The organism is Frankia sp. Cppng1_Ct_nod (genome assembly GCF_920656135.1).
GTDB lineage: Bacteria > Actinomycetota > Actinomycetes > Frankiales > Frankiaceae > Protofrankia > Protofrankia meridionalis.
This window is the reverse complement of the sequence record NZ_CAKKTK010000023.1, coordinates 26702-47237: the sequence shown is the minus strand read 5'-3', so window position 1 is coordinate 47237 and position 20536 is coordinate 26702. Positions and strand designations below refer to the sequence as shown.

Genomic DNA, 20536 nt, shown 5'->3' with positions numbered 1-20536 from the left:
TCGGGTTCCCACGGCGCGCTCCCGATACCGGACACGGCGTCCGCCGGAACAAGGTCCTACCCCGACGATGCCGGGTCAGGCAACATCCGGCCGGACGCGGCTCGCGACAGCCGACATCGCCCGACCCGCCACCAGTATGTCGTCAGGGCACGAGAAACCGCCCGGTCGCCGGCCCGGCGATCGGCCCGGCTCCGGTCAGCTTCCGGCGGTCGCCGATCCTTCGGGCACGCCCAGACCGGCGGACCCGCCATCGCGGGCGAGCGCGGACAATCGCGACACCGCCCGTTGGAACTTCTTGCGGTGCGGCCCGGCAAGCATCTCCGGCGAGAACAGGTCACCGAAAGGCCGGCCGGACGCCACCACCGGTACCGACCGGTCATAGAGCCGGTCGGCCAACACGACGAGCCGCAGCGCCACGGCCTGGTCCGGTACCGCGGTCACGCCGTGCAGGCAGACCAGCTCGACGTCATCGACAAGGGCGCCGTAACGGGACGGATGCAACCCGGCCAGATGCGCGCACAGCTCGGCGAAGCCGTCCTCGCTGGCGCCGGCGATCGCCCGGGCGCGGCGAGTCACCTCGTCGTCGTCGACAGGCGCGGGCGGGTCGGGCAGACCGCGGTGGCGGAAGTCCTCACCCTCGACCCGCAGGACCTCGAACCGCGACGACAGCCCCTGGATCTCCCGCAGGAAGTCGTCAGCGCCGAAACGACCGGCTCCAAGATCGTCTGGTTGGGTGTTACTGGTCGCGGCCAGGCTCACCCCTGCCTCGACCAACCTGGTCAGCAGGGTGGAGACGAGGACGGTGTCGCCGGGATCGTCCAGTTCGAACTCGTCGATCGCGAGCAGCCGCAGGCCGGCGAGAGCGTCCACCGTGCGGGCGAACCCGAGCGCGCCGACCAACGAGGTGATCTCGACGAACGTCCCGTACGCCTTGGGTGCGGGAGCCGCGTGCCACAGGGACGCCAGCAGATGGGTCTTGCCGACCCCGAACCCGCCGTCGAGGTAGACGCCGGGACGCCCGGACCCCGCACCCGCGCCGCCGTCCGTGCCGCCGTCCGTGCCGCCTCCATGGCGGGTGGCACGCCCTCCGTGGTCACGACGCCCGATCCGCAGCAGGCCACGGCCACCTCCGGTCCCGGCGCCGGACGATCTCCCGGCCCGGCCCGAACCGGGTGTGACGTGCTCGGCAAACCGGCCGAGCGCCACAACAGCGGCGGTCTGGCTCGGCTCGGAAGGGTCGGGGCGATAGGTGGCGAAGCGGACGTCGTTGAACCGCGGTGGTGGAACCAGGGACGCCACCAGATCGTCCGGGCGTATCTCGGGATGGCGGTCGACCAGACGTTCCGGCATCTTTTCACCCTACGGAGGCACCCTCGGTCGATGTTGCCCGCAGAAGCGTCACGCGAGCGAACTCACATTCCCCGGCACCCGAATAGAGTCGGCGTCGTGCGTTGCCTGCTACCCGTGCCACATCCTGACCGCCAATACCCCGGCCAGGACACGACCGGCGGTCGCGATGATACGACGGCCGGCGGCAACAACCGGGATGAAACGGGCCGGGATGACGCGGATCCCGATGACATGGACCTCGATGTTTTCTACTCCCTTCCGCCCGTTCCTTTCGGAACAGTGCACGTCCGGGCGAACTTCGTCTCGTCCGTCGACGGCGCGGCCGAGGTGGACGGCCGGTCCGGCGGTCTGGGCGGGAGCGGCGACCGCCGGGTGTTTCGGACCCTGCGGTGGCTCGCCGACGTCGTCCTCGTCGGTGCCGGCACAGCGGTCTCCGAGAACTACGGACCGGTGATCGTCCCCGCGGATCGGCGCGAGCGGCGGACCGCGGCCGGGCAGGCTCCGGTCCCGCCGGTCGCGGTCGTCTCCGGCAGCCTTCGGCTCGACCCGGCCGCGAGACTGTTCACCGCGGACACCCGTCCACTGGTGTTGACCTGCGATGCCGCGCCGGCCGAGCGGCGCCGCGCCCTCGCGGAGGTCGCCGAGGTACTGAACTGCGGGGAGGAGGCGGTGGATCTCGCCACCGCGCTCACGGCCCTCGCCGAACGGGGACTGGGCCGGGTGCTGTGCGAGGGCGGTCCGTCGCTGCACGCGGCCCTCGGCGGAGCGGGCCTGCTCGATGAGCTGTGCCTGACACTCGCACCGCTGCTCGCCGGCCCCGACCACCTTCGCATCGTCGGCGGTCACCGCTGGGAGACACCGCTCAACATGACTCTCAGTCACGTTCTTGAGGAGGATGCCAACCTGTTCCTGCGTTACATGCGGCACCCGCGGATCTGACCGGGTCCGGTCCCGGGCCGAGACGTCGGTGTGGTCCGGTTCGGGCGAAAAGACCCGAACCCGGCATCTCGGTGCTACTGTTCGTACAGTCGTCGATTACTCAAGCTCCGATCCGGCCTGGCGGTGAATGCGATGAAAACATCCGATCCCGAAACAGGTACCCCGAGCCCGGAAATAACGGACCGGGAAACGGATGTGGAAACGGTCTCCGCCGCCATCACCCGTAATCGATACAAAGACGCGCTACGCGCCACCGACAAGGCCCTGCGAGCAGCCGAGCAGGCCGTATCAGGCGCTTTTGACACGGTGGTCGACACACTCTCCGACGGCGCCTGGGAAGGCCCGCGGGCCGAAACGTGGTTTCACGAACTGCGGCGGCAGCGGGCGGAAGCATCCACGGACCTGGACGCCGGTATCCACGAATGCGTCCAGGCGTTACACGGGCAGCCGGAGGAAGTCGAACCCGACGACTGGCGCGCAACCTGGTCTCCCGTCTACCGAGGGTCGCGGTGATGACGCCTCATGCCCGGACCGACCGACAGGGTTGTCATCGATCTGGAGAAGTTCCGCAGATTGATCGCCGACATGCAGCAGGCGCGGGACGCCATCTGGGAGTCCGCCCGTGTCATCAGGGCCGCTCTTGACGACGTCGGCCTGTTCACCGGCCGGGCGGCTCGTCTGAAGGCTGTCGGCGACTGGGCCGATGACCAGGTGACGATGCTGCGACACCGGCTCCTGATCGCCGAGGCGACTGACGGCACCTCCGACGGCGGCGACCAGTCAACGACCGACCAGCTGGCCGGCCACCGGTCGACCGTTCGCCAGCCGAGCCGGATCGTCACCCTGCGGAGTGCCCCCGACCGCCATCGGACATCCGGTCAGGCATACGCGGCCGGGTCGGTGCTGGCGGAGCGGTTCGTCGGCCTCCCCCCGGACGGTGTCCGGGCATCCACCGACGACTTCGCCGTTCTCCAGCGGCACGCCACCGACCTCGACTTCGTCGAGGGCTTCTACGACGCGCTCGGCCCGGCAAACCTCGCGCAGGTCGTCTACCAGGTCGAGGGGCTGACGCCGCATCCGCAGGCGTGCCCGCCGGGGGCGGAGCCCGAGCTGGCGGAGCCCGAGCTGGCGGAGCCCGAGCTGGCGGAGCCCGAGCTGGACCGGGCTTCGGCCGCGGCAGCGCTGGGGGCGTCGCTGGCCTCCTACACCCGCATACACCCGGTCGACGAGATATGGCTGGGCAGCTTCAACACCCGTGGCCTCGAGCAGACCATGGAGTCCGCCCTGCTCATCCCGCTCCTGCCCCACGGCCGTTTCGACCCCGACCTGCTGCGGCGTCTGGGTGACCAGTACTACGGCGCCCACAGCGAGGTCGACGACGTCGGCCTGTTCGCAGGCGACCACCCCGCCGCGGTCACCCGGTCGAAGTACGAGGCGGCGCTGCTGCGGGCGATCGCGGACAGCCCCGGGCTCGCCTCCGGTTTCGCCATGACACGTGTCGAGGAATTCGTCGACCAGTCCCACCTGCGCGTCCACGACGCACTGTTCCGGGACATGATCCCGGACGAGGTCGAGCAGGCCAGGACCCACCTGATACGCACCGCGCTGGAACCGGACCCGTCAGGACGGAGCGCGGACGTTCGCGTCGACAACGCGCCGGCACCGACCTGACTGGTGGCTCCGACACACTTCAGAGAATCATGCCGGCACCGACCGTCGCTCCGGTCGCCTCGTCGATGAGGATCACGCTCCCGGTTGTCCGGTTACGCCGGTACGGGTCGAAACACAGCGGCGTCGTCGCCCGCAGGGTCACCCGGCCGATGTCGTTGAGTCGCAGCTCGGAGACGGTATCGTCCCGGTGCAACGTGTCGACGTCGACCCGGTAGGCAATATTTTTGATCACGCTGCGCACTGACCGGGTCGTATGTTTGATCGCAAGTCTGGCCCGAGCCCGCAGCGGCGCGTCCACCATCCAGCAGACCATCAGGTCGATGTCCTGACCGACCCGAGGCTGGTTCGCCGGCCGGGCGATCAGGTCCCCGCGGGAAACATCAAGATCGTCTTCGAGGTGAAGGACCACCGACATCGGCGGGAACGCCTCGTCGACCGGCCCGTCAAAGGTGTCGATCGCGGCGATCCGCGAGGTCAGGCCGGACGGAAGGACGATCACGTCGTCCCCCGGTTTGAGGACGCCACCGGCGACCTGGCCGGCATAGCCGCGGTAGTCGTGCAGATCGTCGGTCCGCGGCCGGACCACCCACTGCACCGGGAAACGCACGTCGATGAGGTTGCGGTCGGAGGCGATGTGCAGCTCCTCCAGGTGGTGCAGCAACGAGGTGCCCTCGTACCAGGGCGTACTCGGCGACCGGGACACGACGTTGTCCCCACCCAACGCGGAGATCGGGATCGTCGCTACGTCAACGATCTCCAGCTTGGCGGCGAAGTGCCGGAAGTCCTCCTTGATCTCCTCGAACACACCCCGGTCGAAATCAACGAGGTCCATCTTGTTCACGCAGAGCACGAGGTGAGGGACGCGTAGCAGCGAGGCGAGGAAGGCATGCCGCCGGGTCTGCTGGAGCACGCCCTTACGGGCGTCGACCAGCAGCAGAGCCAGGTCCGCGGTGGACGCCCCGGTGACCATGTTGCGGGTGTACTGCACGTGCCCGGGGGTGTCGGCAAGGATGAACGACCGTTTCGGGGTGGCAAAGTAACGGTAGGCGACGTCGATCGTGATGCCCTGTTCCCGCTCGGCCCGCAGGCCGTCGGTGAGCAGCGCCAGGTCGACGTAGGCATCCCCCCGCTCACGGCTGGTACGTTCCACCGCTGCCAGTTGATCGGTGAACAGCGATTTGGTGTCGAAGAGCAACCGTCCGATCAACGTGGACTTGCCGTCGTCGACAGAACCGGCGGTGGCAACTCGCAGCAGCTCCCCCATCACACCTCTCCAACCTGAGTCAGAACACCGATGACCACGATTCCGAGAACCATGATGTCGGGAATCGGGATCCGCCGGACATCCATCAGAAGTAGCCCTGCCGCTTGCGGTCCTCCATGGCCGCCTCGCTGACCCGGTCGTCGGCGCGGGTCGCACCGCGTTCGGTGATCCTGGTGGCCGCCACCTCGGCGATCACCTCGTCGATCGTCGCCGCCGCCGACTCGATCGCCCCGGTGCAGGACATGTCGCCCACCGTGCGATAACGCACGTGCCGGACCACCGGCTGTTCCCCCGTCAGTGGCGGCGTCAGCGGGGTCACCGCCAGCAGCATCCCGTCACGTTCCACCACCTCGCGGGCGTGCGCATAGTAGATCGACGGGATCTCCAGGTTCTCCTGCGCGAGGTAGCGCCAGATGTCGAGCTCCGTCCAGTTCGACAGCGGGAACACCCGGATGTGCTCGCCCGGACGGTGCCGGCCGTTGTACAGGGACCACAGTTCGGGACGCTGGCTCTTCGGGTCCCACTGGCCGAACTCGTCGCGGAACGAGTAGACACGTTCCTTTGCCCGCGCTTTCTCCTCGTCCCGCCTGGCCCCACCGAAAACCGCGTCGAACCTGTTCTCCTCGATGGTGTCGAGCAGCACCGGTGTCTGAAGCTGATTACGAGAAGCACCTGGTCTGGTGTCCTCGGTGATGGTCCCGGCGTCGATGGCGTCCTGAACGGAGCCGACGACCAGACGAACGGACAGCTCCTCCGCCCGGACGTCCCGGAACTCCATCACCTCGGGAAAGTTGTGACCGGTGTCGATGTGCACCAACGGGAACGGAAGTTTCGCCGGCCAGAACGCCTTCTCCGCGACCCGCAGCATGACGATCGAGTCCTTGCCGCCGGAGAACAGCAGCGCGGGACGTTCGAACTCCGCTACCACCTCACGGAAGATGTGGATCGCCTCGGCCTCCAGCATCTGCAGGTGAGTGAGTTCGTAGTTCATGGTCGGCACGCGGCAGCCCCCGTCGACGCCAGTAGACAACACCTGTGGATATCGGCTCAAGGTAGCCGAGGGACCCACGCGCGGGACAGCGATGCAACCTTCCTGGCGCGGACCCACGGCTGCCGGAAACACACGATCAGCGATCAGCGATCAGCGCCAGGATCGGTCCGGCCAGCTCCGGCCGGCAGACCAGGAGATCAGGCAGGAGCGGGTCCGGCCGGTTGTAGAGCAGCGCCGATCCGTCGAGCCGGCTGGTGTGCAGACCCGCGGCCCGGGCGACCGCTACCGGCGCGGCCGAGTCCCACTCGTACTGGCCACCGGCATGAACATAGGCGTCGGCCTCACCGCGGACGACGGCCGCCACCTTCGCTCCGGCGGAACCGATCGGTAGGACAGTCCCGCCCAGCGCTTCGGCAACCACCCCGACCACCGCGGGTGCGCGAGTTCGGCTCGCCACCAGCCGCGGTCCCCCGGCATGAGCGGGACGCTCGGGCAACGGCGCGCCGGTTGCCAACGTCACACCCTGCGCCGGCAGCGCCAGCGCGCCGGCCGTCAGCTCACCGTCCTGCCACAACGCGACATGCACCGCCCAGTCCGACCGGCCCGCTTCGGCGAACTCCCGGGTCCCGTCCAGCGGATCGATGATCCACACACGGCGGGCGGTGAGCCGGGCCGGGTCATCGGCCGCCTCCTCGGACAGCACCGAATCATGCGGGCGGTACCGGGCGAGCGCGTCCGCCAGCAGCACCTGCGACCGGGCGTCACCGGCGTTGCGCAGCACCGCGGGATCAGCGAAACCGACCTGGGCGCGGACCCGCAGCAAAAGCAGGCCCGCGTCGGTGGCCAGCCGCGCCGCGAGCGCCGAATCGGTCGGTTCGGCAAGGTCAGGGACTTCGGGAGTGACCGCGGGTTCATGCCCCGTGGGTTCGGAACCTGCGGGGTCGGAACCTGCGGGGTCGCTGTCGTCGATGGTCACCGGTGGCAGTGTGCCACCGGCGCGAAACAGGTGTGGCGTATCAGCCCGTCGCCGGGGCGGGATCGACGCCAGCCGCTACCGTCACGGGTGTGCCTACCACCCGTGAGAGGACCGCGCTGCTGGTTGATGACGCGCGCGCCGCGGAGTTGACAGCGGCCTCGCTGCGCTGGCCGTCGCTGACACTGAACGCGGTACAGCTCGCCGACCTGGAGCTGCTGTTGGCCGGTGGGTACCCGGCCCTCGACCCGCCCATGCCGGACCAGGCATTCGACGGCCCTGCCCCGGCGCTGCGGCACACGCTTCATGCGGCGGGCGGGGATCCCGAGACCGCAGCGCTGCTGACACCCGGTTCCGCGGTCGCGCTCCGGGACTCCGAAGGAGTGATGATCGCCGCGCTGCACCTGACCGAGGTCGTGGGATCGGCGCTGTCCGGCACGGTGCAAGGGCTGCGTCTGCCCGATCACCCCGACTACCCGGAACTGCGGTTCACGCCCGCGCAACTACGTACGGAACTGCTCCGACGCGGTTGGATCACTCCGAACACACCGGCACCGACAGCGCTGTGGGTCGACGGTCTGCTGCACACCGCGGACCTGGACCGCATCGAGGCTCTCGCCGCGAGAGGAGACGCCGTGGTGGTGCTGGCTCCGGTCGGCGGAGCCGATCCCGCGGACGCCGGCCACCACCTGCGGGTGCGGTGCCTGCGTGCGGCACTCGACACACTGGCCGGCATCCGGGTGATGCTCGCCCTGATGCCGGTGCAGGTAGCACCGCGTCTGACCGAGGCCGTCGCCTTCGGCCCGGACAACACGATCCGGGCCGGTACGGCCGCTGCCGCAACCGGCGACGGCGGCAAACCCGCGGGCCGGGAGTCCGACGACCGGGAATCCGAACCCGCGCTCGCCGCGGAGATCACCCACCGGACGCAGGTTTCACTCGCCTACGGCCTCGGATCAGTGATCGTGGGTCCGGCGCCCGGCGCCCCCGGGGCGAGCGCGGTGTCGCTGCTACTTGACCGTGGGACGCGGATACCACCGCTACTCACCCCGCCTGCGGTTGCCACCGAACTGGTCCGGGCCCAGCCGCCGCGTGGTGAACGAGGGTTCACCGTGCTGTTCACCGGGCTGTCCGGTTCGGGCAAGTCCACCCTGGCCGGGCTGCTCGTCTGCCGGCTGCTGGAACGCGGGGACCGGCGGGCCACGCTGCTGGACGGGGACGTCGTCCGCCTGCACCTGTCCAAGGGGCTCGGGTTCTCCCGCGAGGACCGCAACGCCAACGTCCTGCGGATCGGCTTTGTCGCGGCGGCGGTGACAGCCGCCGGCGGCACCGCCGTGTGCGCGCCGATCGCCCCCTACGACGCCGTCCGCCGGCAGGTCAGAACAATGGTCGAGGACAGCGGGGGCGGTTTTGTCCTGGTACATGTCGCCACCGGGCTGGAGATCTGCGAGGCGCGCGACCGCAAGGGTCTGTATGCCAAGGCCCGCGCCGGCATCATCCCGGCCTTCACCGGCGTGTCCGATCCCTACGAGGAACCCACCGACGCCGACGTCGTCCTCGACACCGCGCAGACATCCCCACACGATGCGGTCCAGACCGTCCTCGACCACCTCCTCGCCCACGGCTGGCTCACACCGACACCCGTCTGATCCACCTCCGTGCCCTGCCACGGAGGACCTTGCGGGAACCTCATCCGTCACGCTGCCGGTGCTGCCGGTCCGGTCGGGACACCAGCCGCAGCCACGAAAATGCCTTGACCGGAAGCCTGGTTCAGGTCGTAGTGTCCCTATGCGCCGGCAGTGCGGTGACCGTCGGTCGTTCGTGCGGTTATCCGCCCACCAGCTGGTCCGGGCGTGGCTCGGGTCGGGCACCACCGTCCGGACCACCGTCCGGACCACCGTCCGGACCACCGTCCCACCGCCGAGAGAGACCGCATGCTGATCCGACTCCTGCGGGCCCACCTCGGCCCCTTCACCCGGCCGATCACGATCCTGGTCGTCCTGCAACTGGTGGCGACGATCGCCATCCTTTACCTGCCGACCCTGAACGCCGGCATCATCGACCACGGGGTGCTCACCGGTGACACGGACTACATCCTGCGCACCGGCGGGATCATGCTCGGGGTCACCATCGTGCAAATCCTCTGCGCCGGTGCCGCGGTGTACTTCGGTGCCCGGACCGCGATGGCGCTCGGCCGGGACATCCGGGCGTCCGTGTTTGACCGGGTGCAGTCGTTCTCGGCCCGCGAGGTCGGCCGGTTCGGCACACCGTCCCTGATCACCCGGGCCACGAACGACGTCCAGCAGGTCCAGATGCTGGTGCTGATGAGCTTCACGCTGATGGTGTCCGCGCCGATCATGTGCCTGGGTGGCATTGCGCTGGCCGTGCGCCAGGACGCCGGGCTGTCCACCCTGCTCGTCGTGATCGTGCCGATTCTCGGCGTGATCATCAGCCTGATCGTACGTCGGATGCGACCGCTGGGCCGGGCGATGCAGGAACGCCTCGACACCGTCAGCCGGATCCTGCGCGAGCAGATCAACGGGTTGCGAGTGATCCGCGCGTTCGTCCGCGACGACTACGAGCAGCGCCGGTTCGGGGTGGCCAACGCCGAGCTGACCGACGTTTCGCTGCGGTTCGGCCGGCTGATGGCGCTGATGTTCCCGCTGGTGCTCACGGTGGTGAACTTCTCCAGCGTGGCCGTGCTGTGGTTCGGCGCGCACCGCATCGACGCCGGCCAGATGCAGATCGGCGCGCTCACCGCGTTCCTCAGCTACCTCATGCAGATCCTGATGTCGGTGATGATGGCCACCTTCATGTTCATGATGATTCCTCGTGCGGAGGTGTGCGCGGAACGCATCGTGGAGGTGTTGGAGACCGCCTCCACCCTGGTGCCGCCGACGAACCCGGTGCGCGTCCTCGACCGGCACGGCGAACTGGAGCTGCGCGACGTCGGGTTCCACTACCCGGGAGCGGAGGCGCCGGTGCTGCGCGGGATCAGCGTGCGGGCCCGACCCGGCCAGACCACCGCGATCATCGGTGGCACCGGTAGCGGTAAGACGACACTGCTCGGCCTGATCCCGCGGCTGTCCGACGCCACCGAGGGCACCGTCGGCGTCGACGGCGTCGACGTCCGCCGACTCGACCCGGCGCTGCTCGCCGCCACCGTCGGGCTGGTCCCGCAGAAGCCGTACCTGTTCTCCGGCACCATCGCGACCAACCTGCGCTACGGCAACCCGGAGGCCACCGACGCCGAGCTGTGGCACGCGCTCGAGATCGCGCAGGCGAAGGAGTTCGTCGAGGCCATGCCCGACGGCCTGGACACCGCGATCGCCCAGGGCGGGACGAACGTGTCCGGCGGTCAGCGCCAGCGCCTCGCGATCGCCCGGGTGCTGGTCCGCCGCCCGGAGATCTACCTGTTCGACGACTCGTTCTCGGCGCTGGACTACGCCACCGACGCGCATCTGCGGGCCGCGCTCGCCCGGGAGACCGCCGCGGCGACCATTGTGATCGTCGCCCAGCGGGTCGCCACCATCCGCGAGGCCGATCAGATCATCGTGCTGGACGGCGGCGAGGTCGTTGGTACCGGCACCCACCGCCAGTTAATGGCCGGCAACACCACCTACCGGGAGATCGTGCTCTCCCAGCTCACCGAGGAGGAGGCCGCGTGACCGGCCAGGCACCGGCACCGCGCCAAGCACCGGCACCGGCACCACGCCAGGCACCGGTGCCGCGCCGAGGTCCGGCTCCGATGGCCGGTCCGGGCCGCTTCTTCATGGGCCAGGGCACGACGGAGAAGTCGATGGACTTCTCCGGGTCGAGCCGCCGGCTACTCGGCCTGCTGCGTCCCCAGCGCCACCTGTTCGCCGCGGTGATCGCGCTGGCGACGGTGAGCGTCGGGCTCACCGTGCTTGGCCCGCGGCTGCTCGGGCACGCCACCGACCTGGTGCTCATAGGTATCTTCAGCCGGCGGCTGCCTGCCGGCACGACGAAGGCCGAGGCCGTCACGCAGCTGCGCACCGCCGGCCACGGTACCCAGGCCGACCTGCTCGCCTCGCTCAACGTCACGCCCGGCCACGGGATGGATTTCGGCGCGATCGGCACCGTGCTGCTGTGGGTACTCGTCGTCTACGCGGTGGCCGGGCTGTGCGGCGTCCTACAGGCCAGGCTCGCGAACATCGCCCTGCAGCGGGTGCTCGGCAAGCTGCGCGGGGACGTCCAGGCCAAGATCTCCCGGCTGCCGCTGCGCTACTTCGACCGCCAGTCGCGGGGTGAGGTGCTCAGCCGGGTCACCAACGACATCGACAACCTCGGGCAGAGCCTGCAGCAGAGCCTCTCGCAGATCATCGCGTCGGTGCTGACCATCGTCGGCGTGCTGTCGATGATGGTCTGGATCTCCTGGGTACTTGCGTTGATCGCACTGGTCACGGTACCAGTGTCGATCATCGTCGCGACGCGGATCGGGAAGCTCGCGCAGCCGCAGTTCGTCGCCCAGTGGAAGATCACCGGTCGGCTCAACGCGCACATCGAGGAGATGTACACCGGGCACGCACTGGTCCGGGCGTTCGGCCGGCAGGAGGAGTCCGCGCAGATCTTCCGTGACCACAACGAGCGGCTCTACGCCGCCAGCTGGCGCGCGCAGTTCATCTCCGGGCTCATGCAGCCGGCGATGATGTTCATCGGAAACCTCAACTACGTGCTGGTGGCGACCGTCGGCGGGCTACGGGTCGCGTCCGGCTCGCTGTCGATCGGCGACGTGCAGGCGTTCGTCCAGTACTCCCGGCAGTTCAGCCAGCCGCTCTCCCAGGTCGCCAGCATGGCGAACCTGATGCAGTCCGGGGTGGCCTCGGCGGAGCGGGTGTTCGACCTGCTCGACACCGCCGAGCAGGAGCCCGACCCGGCCACCCCGGCGCATCCGGACCGGCTGCGCGGCCGGGTCGCCTTCGAGCACGTCGCGTTCCGTTATGAGCCGGACAAACCGCTGATCGAGGACCTGTCGCTGACCGCGGAACCCGGTCATACCGTAGCGATCGTCGGCCCGACCGGCGCCGGAAAGACCACCCTGATCAACCTGCTGATGCGGTTCTACGAGGTCACCGGCGGCCGGATCACCCTGGACGGGGTCGACATCGCCGCGATGTCGCGGGAGGAGCTGCGGGCGGACATCGGCATGGTGCTGCAGGACACCTGGCTGTTCGGGGGCACCATCGCGGAGAACATCGCCTACGGCGCCGAGGGCGCCACCCGGGAGCAGATCGTCGCGGCAGCCCGCGCCGCGCACGTCGACCGGTTCGTGCGCACCCTGCCGGCCGGCTACGACACGGTGCTCGACGACGAGGGCGCCGGCGTCAGCGGCGGGGAGAAGCAGCTGATCACCATTGCCCGGGCGTTCCTCGCGGAGCCCCTGATCCTGGTCCTGGACGAGGCGACCAGCTCGGTGGACACCCGTACCGAGGTACTGATCCAGCGGGCCATGTCGACCCTGCGGGCGGGGCGGACCGCATTCGTGATCGCGCACCGGCTGTCGACGATCCGGGACGCGGACACGATCCTGGTGATGGAGAACGGCGCGATCGTCGAACAGGGCAACCACACCGAGCTGCTCGCCGCCGACGGCGCCTACGCCCGGCTCTACCAGGCCCAGTTCGCCCAGGCCGTCGCCGAAGTCTGAGCGAGTGACGTATCTAGCAACTGAACTCGACCACCACCTCGTCGGGCGAGGTGGAGTTGCGGGCGACGATCTGCCCGAGCGAGTTCGTCTCCTCAATGATCTCAAGGCCAGCGCGCGAGAACGTCGCCTCGTTGAAGACGTTGCGAGCCAGCAGCGGGTTGGTGAGGGCTTGCGTGAACGCGTCGTGCGCCACCATCGTCGTCAACAACTCACCCATCATGAGGTAGTCGGGGTAGTCCTCGGCGAAGATCCCGACGTACCACTCGAGGTGGTCGATGTTCTCGTAGAGCTTCTCGAGCCGGCGACGCAGCTGCAAGTCGCTCGTCAGCTGCTCGAAGCTCGACAACCGCCGGAGCCCGAAGGCTTCCCGGTACTCGTTGTAGGAGCGCAACCGCGCCTCCCGCATCAGTGCGACCGTCCGCTCCTCGATGGAGGGATAGCCTGGCTGGGACCGGTCGACGAGGAAACGCGGGGTGTTGCCGAGCCCGATCTTGCCGGCTCGCTCCCGCGAGCACTGCGCCATCAGCGCCTCGATTCCTCGCCGCAGCACCAACGGGTTGTTGTTGCGGAATTCGCCCGGTTCCAGCCGGTCGGCCCCGCTGCCGATGGCGTCCGGTGCGAGCGAATGCCAGCGGTACAGCAGGTTGAACTCGACGGCGCACCAGTTCGAGCGGTTCCAGCGTTCCCCGTCCGCCAGAAACGGGACCGTCTCAATCGGGAAGTCGAACGGCGCAATGTGCTTGATGTACTGCTCGACCACCAGCTTCAGAGTCAGGACGATCATCACGTTGCGGGTGGTGTCGAACAGCCGTGCATGGTCCCACTCCGGGTACTCCTGCTCGAGTACCCCTGCGATCCGGTTGTGCTCGCGGAAGAAGACGACGTTCATCATCGTCTGGCCGATGGTCGCGTTACCGTGCTCAAGGCCGACGGCGAACACCTTGTCCTTGTGCTCCTCCGAGGCGTCGCCGAGGATCGTGTTGATCAGGAACTCCTCGTCGTGTAGACCCCGGAACTCCGGCTTGACGACGAGCGACGCGCCCGGCTGCCGGGGCTCGAAGAGGAAGACCGGGAATTCCTCGCCGTCGATTTGCTGGGTCTTCAGCCGGCCGCCGGTCTCCGAGCGCAGCATCGAGGTCCTGTCCTCGGTGAGGCCGTAGATCTGGCACAAGTCGATCTCGTGGTTCGACGTGTTGCGCCGGTGGTCGACACGGCTGGTGCGCAGGAAGCTGTCGGTGAACCACTGGGCGAAGAACATGAACATCACGCTGGTATCAGTGGACTTGATCTCCCGATCTCGCCGGAACAGCGCGACCACGTCGGCCTGATCGGGCCATTTCCCCTGCTGCTCCAGGGTGGCCGGCGGCAGGTGGCGCCCGGTGTACGTGCGGTCGGTGAGCGTCCGCCAGGTCGTGTAGTCGCTGCCGAGCGTCAGTGCGCGCGGCCGCGGCGAGGTCGCGTAACCGTAGTAGTTGACGACCAACTGGCTCAGCCAGCGCCGCAGGACCGGTACCTTGCCCAGCGGTTCGATCACATTCGGCAGGAACCGGCTGACCGCTGGCGGCAGTATCGGCGGCCGCAGCCCGAGCCGTCCGATCGTCCTCGACAGCTGGCGGCTGAGTGGGGGGCGCGGCAGCTCGAACATCGAGTTTTCCTCCTGGCGGCTTGGTGGATGTCGCGGACAACACCTTCGGTGCGGCCTGGTGCGGCATCCTGTCACCTGCCGCTACCAAGACGACGTCACGTTCGCCGTGTGTCTGAGAACGGTCACGTTAGATAATGCCTAGATAGCGCTCAACGGGATACAGACTCACCATCCCCTATTTCTGATCTTGTCTGGTACTACCTTCCGGCAGGCCGTGCAGGCCGTGCAGGCCGTGCAGGCCGTGCAGGCCGTGCAGGCCGTGCAGGCCGTGCAGGCCGTGCAGGCCGCGGTAGCCGATGGCGGCCAGCAGTTGCGCTGCGGTGACGTCGATCAGGCCATCCAAGCCCTGGCGCAGCGCCTCGGCGTAGGCGGGTGACGGCAGCCCGCGAGTAGAACGCCACGGATACGCCTGCTTCAGCCCAGCTCTCGGTGCTGGTGGGCAGCAACTCTGCCAGCACGGCGCGGGCGATGTCGTGGGGGTGATGCAGGATGCTCGGCCGGTCCTGTCGTCGGGGTGGTCCGTTCCGGCCGCATCGCAGGCGGTACGGCGGCCATGGGCAATCGTGGCAAGCGGGATAACCGCCGGGCAAATCAATAACAGATATCCGAAGCCAGATCGGCAGTCGATATATGGCGGCGCTTTTCTCATTGCATCGCTTCCACGCGGGGCGGAGATACCGTATGCCGCTTGCGGTGAATGGCCGCCGACCCCTACTGTCCACCCCGCCAGGAGATTATTTATCGGAGCGTCGCTACGACCGTTTGACGCCGCCAAGAGATATTCGATGATCTCCCCGGCGAAAACACCATCCAGTGTCGCGGACCTGAAGGGCAGCCATGCACGAGAGGTCGGCCCGTACCCATGGTGCGGGCCGGGAACCCGCTGGATCGAACCGGTCGACGTTCATGTCCACCATGACGGTTCGGGCCCCTGCCGGGAGAGCCTGTCGCTCACGGTTCGCGTGCCGGCTCCGAGGTCGGCTATCAACAGCCGGTCGACCCGGCGGAGGGTCTCCCGCATCAGCAGGGCCGTAGCGTCCGCCACCCGGCGGGCGTGATAAGGCGTCGTGAGATAGCCGGCCACCTCACCACCACCCGCGTAGGAACGCAGGTTGGCGGCGAGGATCTCGTCCATCCAACGCCCCGATCCAGCCCTGTCGACATCCCCTCGAACGTAGAACGCGGCGGGGCCGGATGCGCCGGTATCGGCCATGCTCAGGCGATGACCGCGTCGCCGCCGCCTGGGCCTCACCCTGGCCGCGACCGACCAGCACGAGGGCCCCTGGACTGGTTCATCCTCAACATCGAGGCGAACATCGAGGCGAACATCGAGGTGGACATCACCGCGCTGGACGCCATGGAGGAGCTGCGAACCGAGCTCGCGGACCGCGGGATCGTCCTCGCACTGGCCCGCGTCAAACAGGACCTGCTCGACGACCTGCGCGCATACGGCCTGGAGGAGAAGATCGGACCAGACCGGCTCTTCCCCAGCCTGCCATCGGCGATCATCGCGTACGACCGGGGAGCGTTCCCGCCCCACCCTGCCGACCAGCGACGCGACGACCAGTGATGCTCAGTACGCGCCCTCGCGGCGGATGACAGCGAACATCGTCCGCCACAGGATCACGAAGTCCATGGCCAGCGACCAGTTCTCGACGTAGCGCAGATCCAGGCGAACGGACTCGTCCCACTCAAGATCCGAGCGGCCGCTGATCTGCCACAGCCCGGTGAGCCCGGGCTTGACCATCAGCCGGCGATGTACGTCGCCCTCATACTTGGCCACCTCCGAGGGCAACGGCGGCCGGGGGCCGACCAGCGACATACTCCCGTTGAGGACGTTGAACAGCTGGGGCAGTTCGTCCAGTGACCACTTCCGCAGGAACCGGCCGACCGGCGTCACCCGCGGATCATCCCGGATCTTGAAAAGTAGACCTTCGGACCGTTCGTTGGCCGCGCGCAGCTCGTCCAGCCGCGTCTCTGCATCGGTGTACATCGAGCGGAACTTGTACATCTGGAACGTCTCACCGCCCCGGCCCACCCGCATCTGTTTGAAGATCGCAGGCCCCCGGCTGGTCAGCCGGACGGCGACCGCAAGCGCGATCAGCACCGGCGCGAAGACCAGTATCGCGCCGAGCGCGAGAAGCCGGTCGAAGAGTGCCTTCAGAACCCGACGGGCACCGGTCAGCTCCGGTTCCTCGATATGCAGGAGGGGAAGTCCCGCGACCGGACGAATCGAGATACGCGGACCCGTGACATCGGTGAGCGCCGAACCGACAAGAACGTCGACGTCACTGCCTTCGAGTGCCCACATCACCCGGTGGAGCGTGTCACTGTCCAGCTGCGGACAGATGGCAACAGTTGTCGCCCTGGTTACCTGGATCGCGGTGTGGACGTTCTCCAATGTTCCGACGATGGGAACCCCGAGCAGATCGAAGCCGCTGAATTCGGGCCGGTCATGGCTGTGACGCCCGGGGGAACGATCCAGGCAGACCCCGACCACCGACCATCCAGATGTCGGGTCACGGCGGGCCAGACGCACGAGGTTCGCCGCGGACTCGCCGGCGCCGACCACCAGGACCCTGTGCAGACAGCGGCCGCCACGACGCATCCGATGCAGGATGCCGCGTCCGCCGGACCGCCCGACGACCGACAGCAGCGTCGCGACGGGAAAGGCGATGAGGACGTAGCTCCGGGCGATCTCAAGTTTTGTCGCGTACGAAACGACGGCCACGCACGCGGTGATTCGGGCCGCCGCGTTGACGACCCGCCGGAATTCCTCCGAGCCCCCACCAAGAAAGCGCCCCTCATATGCACGCCCGAATGACATCGACAGCACCCAGGCCAGCGGCAGGACACCACTCATCAGGATATACGGCCATGACGAGACCGGATCTTCGCCGAAACGTGCCAGGAATGCCACGACGGTCGCCAGGACACACCCCACGGCGTCGAACACGATGAGCAGGCGGACATACCTGCGCTCCCAGGCGACCTGGGCCCGGTAGCCGACCCGTTCCAGGGGACCCGTGGTCGCGGAGTTCGTGGCCGGGGGTTGGCGACGGCTACGCTGCCGGCCCGCCGAGGACATCTCGTCCTGGACGAGATCGTCGCGTTCCCACATGTCAGGGCCACGGACGGGCGACAGCATCGTCGTACCCACCGACGCCCGAGCGTTATCGGACATTGTCTCCGTCACTGCCAGCCCCCCAGGACTCGGACAACTTCTCACCGTCTGCGATCGGACGTCTCAATCCACGGCATCAACCGCCCCCCGTCCAATAAGAGATCATTCCGCTTCGCCGCCATCAAGAAGTTGCACAGAGTGAAGGACGGGCCGAATCTCCACACGACCGGCGGTGCTCAATTACCACGGGAAAACCGTACCGGCACCGCCGGAGAACCAATCCAGCGCCCCCCAGCAGTTACCGTAAGCTGTCGACTGAGTGACGCAGACCAGACGTCCATGAACTTGTCGTAACCGATCGTAACAAGCAATCACCGCGATCTGCGGTACGGGTGAAGCCACCAATAGTAATGACCATGTAATGACCTGGTCATCCAGAACACCCACCCGGCGAGAAGTGGCCGTGAGCCCGCGTCCGCGAGGAAAAAACCACAGAGGACGGGAAGCGTCGACTACCCGTCGTAACTATGCGGGTTCACGGTCTGGTACCGGGCCCGAGAGTGACACCGCCCGCCGACGGGCCCACCGCGACTACTGTGGCACCGGGCTTTACGGCAGGGCCGCGACAAGATCGACAATGGGCTTGCGGGCACCCGTGAAGAACGGAGTCTCCAGTCGGGTGTGCGCCCGCGCCCGACTGGCACGCAGGTGCCGCAGACAGTCCACGATCCGGTGCAGTTCGTCCGCCTCGAACGCCAGCAACCACTCGTAGTCACCAAGCCCGAACGCGGCCACCGTGTTCGCCCGGACGTCGGCGAACTCCCGGCCCATGATCCCGTGTTCGGCCAGCATGCCGCGGCGCTCGTAGTCGGGCAGCAGGTACCACTCCAGCGACCGGTTGAACGGGTAGACGCACACATACGGCCGCGGATCCTCACGACGGACGTAGGCGGGCACATGGTTGCGGTTGAATTCGGCGGGCCGGTGCAGGCCAACCCCGGTCCACACCGGCGTCATGGCCCGCCCCAGGGCGCTCTGGCGGAAGCGCTGATAGGTCTCCTGCAGCAGGTCGGGGTCGGGGCTGGTCCACCACAGCAGGACGTCGGCATCCGCGCGGTAGCCGCTCAGGTCATAGACACCGCGGGTGTAGACGTCCTTGGCGAGCGCCCCGTCCAGCAGGTCCTCCACCTCGGCCACGATCGCCGTCCGGTCCGCGGGCAGGGCGTCACGCGCCGCAAAGACCGACCACGAGGTGTACAGCAGTTCGGCGTTGAGGTCCCGGGCGGACGACGCGGGTTCGGTTCGGGAAGTCTCGGTTCTGGGAGTCGCGGACATGGACCAATTGTCACCCAGCGAGCAACCCCGGACCCGACAACCCCGGACCCGGCGGCGCTGTCCGGTGTGTGGTCCCGGCCTGCCCGGTGTCCGTCAGCGGGAACCTCAGCGTCCGACGCGGACGGTGTCGTCGGATCGCAGCACCGTCTCCGCGGCCGCCTCGCCGGACCGGATGCACGCCGGAATGCCCACCCCGTCGTAGCCGGCCCCGGCGAGTGCCAGACCGGCGGGCAGTCCCCGACGGGCGGTCGCCGTCCGGTCCAGATGGCCCGGCAGGTACTGCGGAAGTCCGCCGTCCCAGCGGCTCACCCGGCTGGCCACCGGGCGGGCCGTCAGACCGGTGGCGGCGGCGAGTTCGGCCGCGACGACACCGGCAAGCTCGACGTCGGAACGCTCCAGATCACGTTCGTCACCGGCCCGGCCGACGCTGGCCCGCACCACGGTCAGTCCGGTACCCGCCGGCAGGTGCGGCCACTTCGCGGACAGGAACGTCGCAGCCTTGACGATCGCGCCCTCTCCCGGCGGGACAAGGTAGCCGCTGCCGGCCGGGAGCCGCACCCCGCGGTAGAGCAGCGTGGTCAACGCCACGGAGGCGTACGGGACTGCGGCCAACGGCGCGGCCGCATGCGGCGCCACCGGTGTCAGCAGCGCGCGGGCCACCGGCACGGGCACCGCGAAGATCACAGCATCGGCCTCGATCATCGACTCGCCCAGCTCACCGCCGGCACCGGCAATGGTCACCCGCCAGCCACGACTGGTCCTGTCCACCGCGTGGACGGTTGTGCGCAGCAGCACCTTTGCCTCGCTGGCGTCCGCAACCTGTGCGGCGAACCGCCCGAGGCCGCCACGGACGGATGCGAACACCGGCGTTCCCGCGGGATCGGCGGGCGCGGTCCGAGCCCGTACCCGGTAGGCACCAATCAGCAACGAGCGGTTCTCGGACAGGATCGGGGTCAGCTGCGGAACCGTGGCGCGCAGGGACAGGGCATCAGCCCGTCCGGCGTAGACCCCGCCGAGCAGCGGGTCGACCAGGCGCTCGACGACCTGGCGACCGACCCGCGCGCCCACATAGCCACCGACGGTCGGATCGTCGGGCAGCGTGGTGCGCGGCAGCACCAGGTCCGCTGCGGCACGGATCAGCCCGGCCGGTGACAGCACCCGGGAACGGATCAGGCCGACCGCATCGGTGGGGACACCGAGCAGGGTCCGCGGCGGCAGTGGACGCAACCGGCCGGAGATCAGCAGTGACGCCGCGGCGGTGGCCGGGTGGATGATGTCGTGACCGAGACCCACATGACGGGCGAGGCGCACGGCCTCCGGGACCCGGACGAGGAACGACTCCGCACCCTCGTCGATATCCAGGCCTTCGAACGCAGTGGTCCGGAGTTTGCCTCCGACACGGTCGCCGGACTCGACCACGGTGACCTCGGCCCGGCCCCGCAACGCGTGCGCGGCCGAAAGACCCGCGATCCCTGCTCCGACCACGACGACCCGCATGCAGACCCGCTCCTCCCGGTCGCGGCCGCCTGCTCCGATGCCCGCCGCCACAACCCCAGTGTCTCCCGGCAGCAGGTGC

At 68.5% G+C, this 20536-nt stretch carries 17 protein-coding genes; 7 read left to right on the top strand and 10 right to left on the bottom strand.

Annotated features, from left to right (window positions below; genetic code table 11):
- Window positions 1-195 precede the first annotated feature (195 nt).
- Window positions 196-1350 (bottom strand): cell division protein ZapE, encoded by a 1155-nt coding sequence (gene zapE / locus NBW77_RS09325; RefSeq protein ID WP_131746538.1) that lies wholly within the window; start codon window positions 1348-1350, stop codon window positions 196-198.
- 231 nt (window positions 1351-1581) lie between these two features.
- On the opposite strand from zapE, the gene NBW77_RS09320 reads away from it, so the two are divergent.
- The 3 genes from NBW77_RS09320 to NBW77_RS09310 all read left to right on the top strand — a co-directional run bounded on the left by NBW77_RS09320 (window position 1582) and on the right by NBW77_RS09310 (window position 3960).
- A complete protein-coding gene (locus NBW77_RS09320) occupies window positions 1582-2289 on the top strand; it encodes a pyrimidine reductase family protein (protein WP_131746537.1) in 708 nt (235 codons plus the stop codon).
- 132 nt (window positions 2290-2421) lie between these two features.
- Window positions 2422-2802, top strand: a complete 381-nt coding sequence (locus NBW77_RS09315; protein WP_131746536.1) for a hypothetical protein — start codon at window positions 2422-2424, stop codon at window positions 2800-2802.
- Window positions 2803-2811: 9 nt separating this feature from the next.
- Window positions 2812-3960, top strand: a complete 1149-nt coding sequence (locus NBW77_RS09310) for a hypothetical protein (RefSeq protein WP_250279576.1) — start codon at window positions 2812-2814, stop codon at window positions 3958-3960.
- Between the two features lie 19 nt (window positions 3961-3979).
- Here the strand turns inward: NBW77_RS09310 and NBW77_RS09305 are convergent, their stop codons facing one another.
- The 3 genes from NBW77_RS09305 to NBW77_RS09295 form a co-directional block, all read right to left on the bottom strand.
- Window positions 3980-5224, bottom strand: a complete 1245-nt coding sequence (locus NBW77_RS09305; protein WP_131746570.1) for a sulfate adenylyltransferase subunit 1 — start codon at window positions 5222-5224, stop codon at window positions 3980-3982.
- 85 nt (window positions 5225-5309) lie between these two features.
- On the bottom strand, window positions 5310-6224 hold the full coding sequence (cysD, locus tag NBW77_RS09300; protein WP_131746569.1) for a sulfate adenylyltransferase subunit CysD: 915 nt from the start codon (window positions 6222-6224) through the stop codon (window positions 5310-5312).
- 127 nt (window positions 6225-6351) lie between these two features.
- Complete coding sequence (locus NBW77_RS09295) at window positions 6352-7062, bottom strand: 3'(2'),5'-bisphosphate nucleotidase CysQ (protein WP_242605791.1); 711 nt, start codon at window positions 7060-7062, stop codon at window positions 6352-6354.
- A 161-nt stretch (window positions 7063-7223) separates the two neighbouring features.
- Between NBW77_RS09295 and cysC the strand changes: the two genes are divergently transcribed.
- From cysC to NBW77_RS09280, 3 genes are all read left to right on the top strand, one after another.
- Entirely contained in the window at window positions 7224-8837 is a 1614-nt protein-coding gene (gene cysC / locus NBW77_RS09290) for an adenylyl-sulfate kinase (RefSeq protein WP_250279574.1), read from the top strand.
- A 285-nt stretch (window positions 8838-9122) separates the two neighbouring features.
- On the top strand, window positions 9123-10856 hold the full coding sequence (locus NBW77_RS09285) for an ABC transporter ATP-binding protein (RefSeq protein ID WP_131746533.1): 1734 nt from the start codon (window positions 9123-9125) through the stop codon (window positions 10854-10856).
- Window positions 10857-10936: 80 nt separating this feature from the next.
- Complete coding sequence (locus NBW77_RS09280; RefSeq protein WP_250279573.1) at window positions 10937-12856, top strand: ABC transporter ATP-binding protein; 1920 nt, start codon at window positions 10937-10939, stop codon at window positions 12854-12856.
- A 13-nt stretch (window positions 12857-12869) separates the two neighbouring features.
- Here the strand turns inward: NBW77_RS09280 and NBW77_RS09275 are convergent, their stop codons facing one another.
- The 3 genes from NBW77_RS09275 to NBW77_RS09265 all read right to left on the bottom strand — a co-directional run bounded on the left by NBW77_RS09275 (window position 12870) and on the right by NBW77_RS09265 (window position 15636).
- Complete coding sequence (locus NBW77_RS09275) at window positions 12870-14501, bottom strand: peroxidase family protein (protein WP_131746532.1); 1632 nt, start codon at window positions 14499-14501, stop codon at window positions 12870-12872.
- Between the two features lie 175 nt (window positions 14502-14676).
- Window positions 14677-15096: a PX domain-containing protein gene (locus NBW77_RS09270; protein ID WP_250279572.1), complete on the bottom strand. Its 420-nt coding sequence runs from the start codon at window positions 15094-15096 to the stop codon at window positions 14677-14679.
- 309 nt (window positions 15097-15405) lie between these two features.
- Window positions 15406-15636, bottom strand: coding sequence for a hypothetical protein (locus NBW77_RS09265; RefSeq protein ID WP_250279571.1), 231 nt, complete (start codon window positions 15634-15636; stop codon window positions 15406-15408).
- Window positions 15637-15723: 87 nt separating this feature from the next.
- Between NBW77_RS09265 and NBW77_RS09260 the strand changes: the two genes are divergently transcribed.
- Window positions 15724-16071, top strand: a complete 348-nt coding sequence (locus NBW77_RS09260; RefSeq protein ID WP_131746530.1) for an STAS domain-containing protein — start codon at window positions 15724-15726, stop codon at window positions 16069-16071.
- A gap of 3 nt (window positions 16072-16074) precedes the next feature.
- Here the strand turns inward: NBW77_RS09260 and NBW77_RS09255 are convergent, their stop codons facing one another.
- The 3 genes from NBW77_RS09255 to hemG all read right to left on the bottom strand — a co-directional run bounded on the left by NBW77_RS09255 (window position 16075) and on the right by hemG (window position 20457).
- Window positions 16075-17649, bottom strand: coding sequence for a sugar transferase (locus NBW77_RS09255; RefSeq protein WP_175324689.1), 1575 nt, complete (start codon window positions 17647-17649; stop codon window positions 16075-16077).
- Window positions 17650-18234: 585 nt separating this feature from the next.
- Window positions 18235-18960, bottom strand: a complete 726-nt coding sequence (gene hemQ / locus NBW77_RS09250; RefSeq protein WP_131746529.1) for a hydrogen peroxide-dependent heme synthase — start codon at window positions 18958-18960, stop codon at window positions 18235-18237.
- A 105-nt stretch (window positions 18961-19065) separates the two neighbouring features.
- Window positions 19066-20457 carry a protoporphyrinogen oxidase gene (gene hemG, locus NBW77_RS09245; RefSeq protein ID WP_131746565.1) on the bottom strand — a complete coding sequence of 464 codons (1392 nt, stop codon included), beginning with the start codon at window positions 20455-20457 and terminating at the stop codon, window positions 19066-19068.
- Between the last annotated feature and the right edge of the window lie 79 nt (window positions 20458-20536).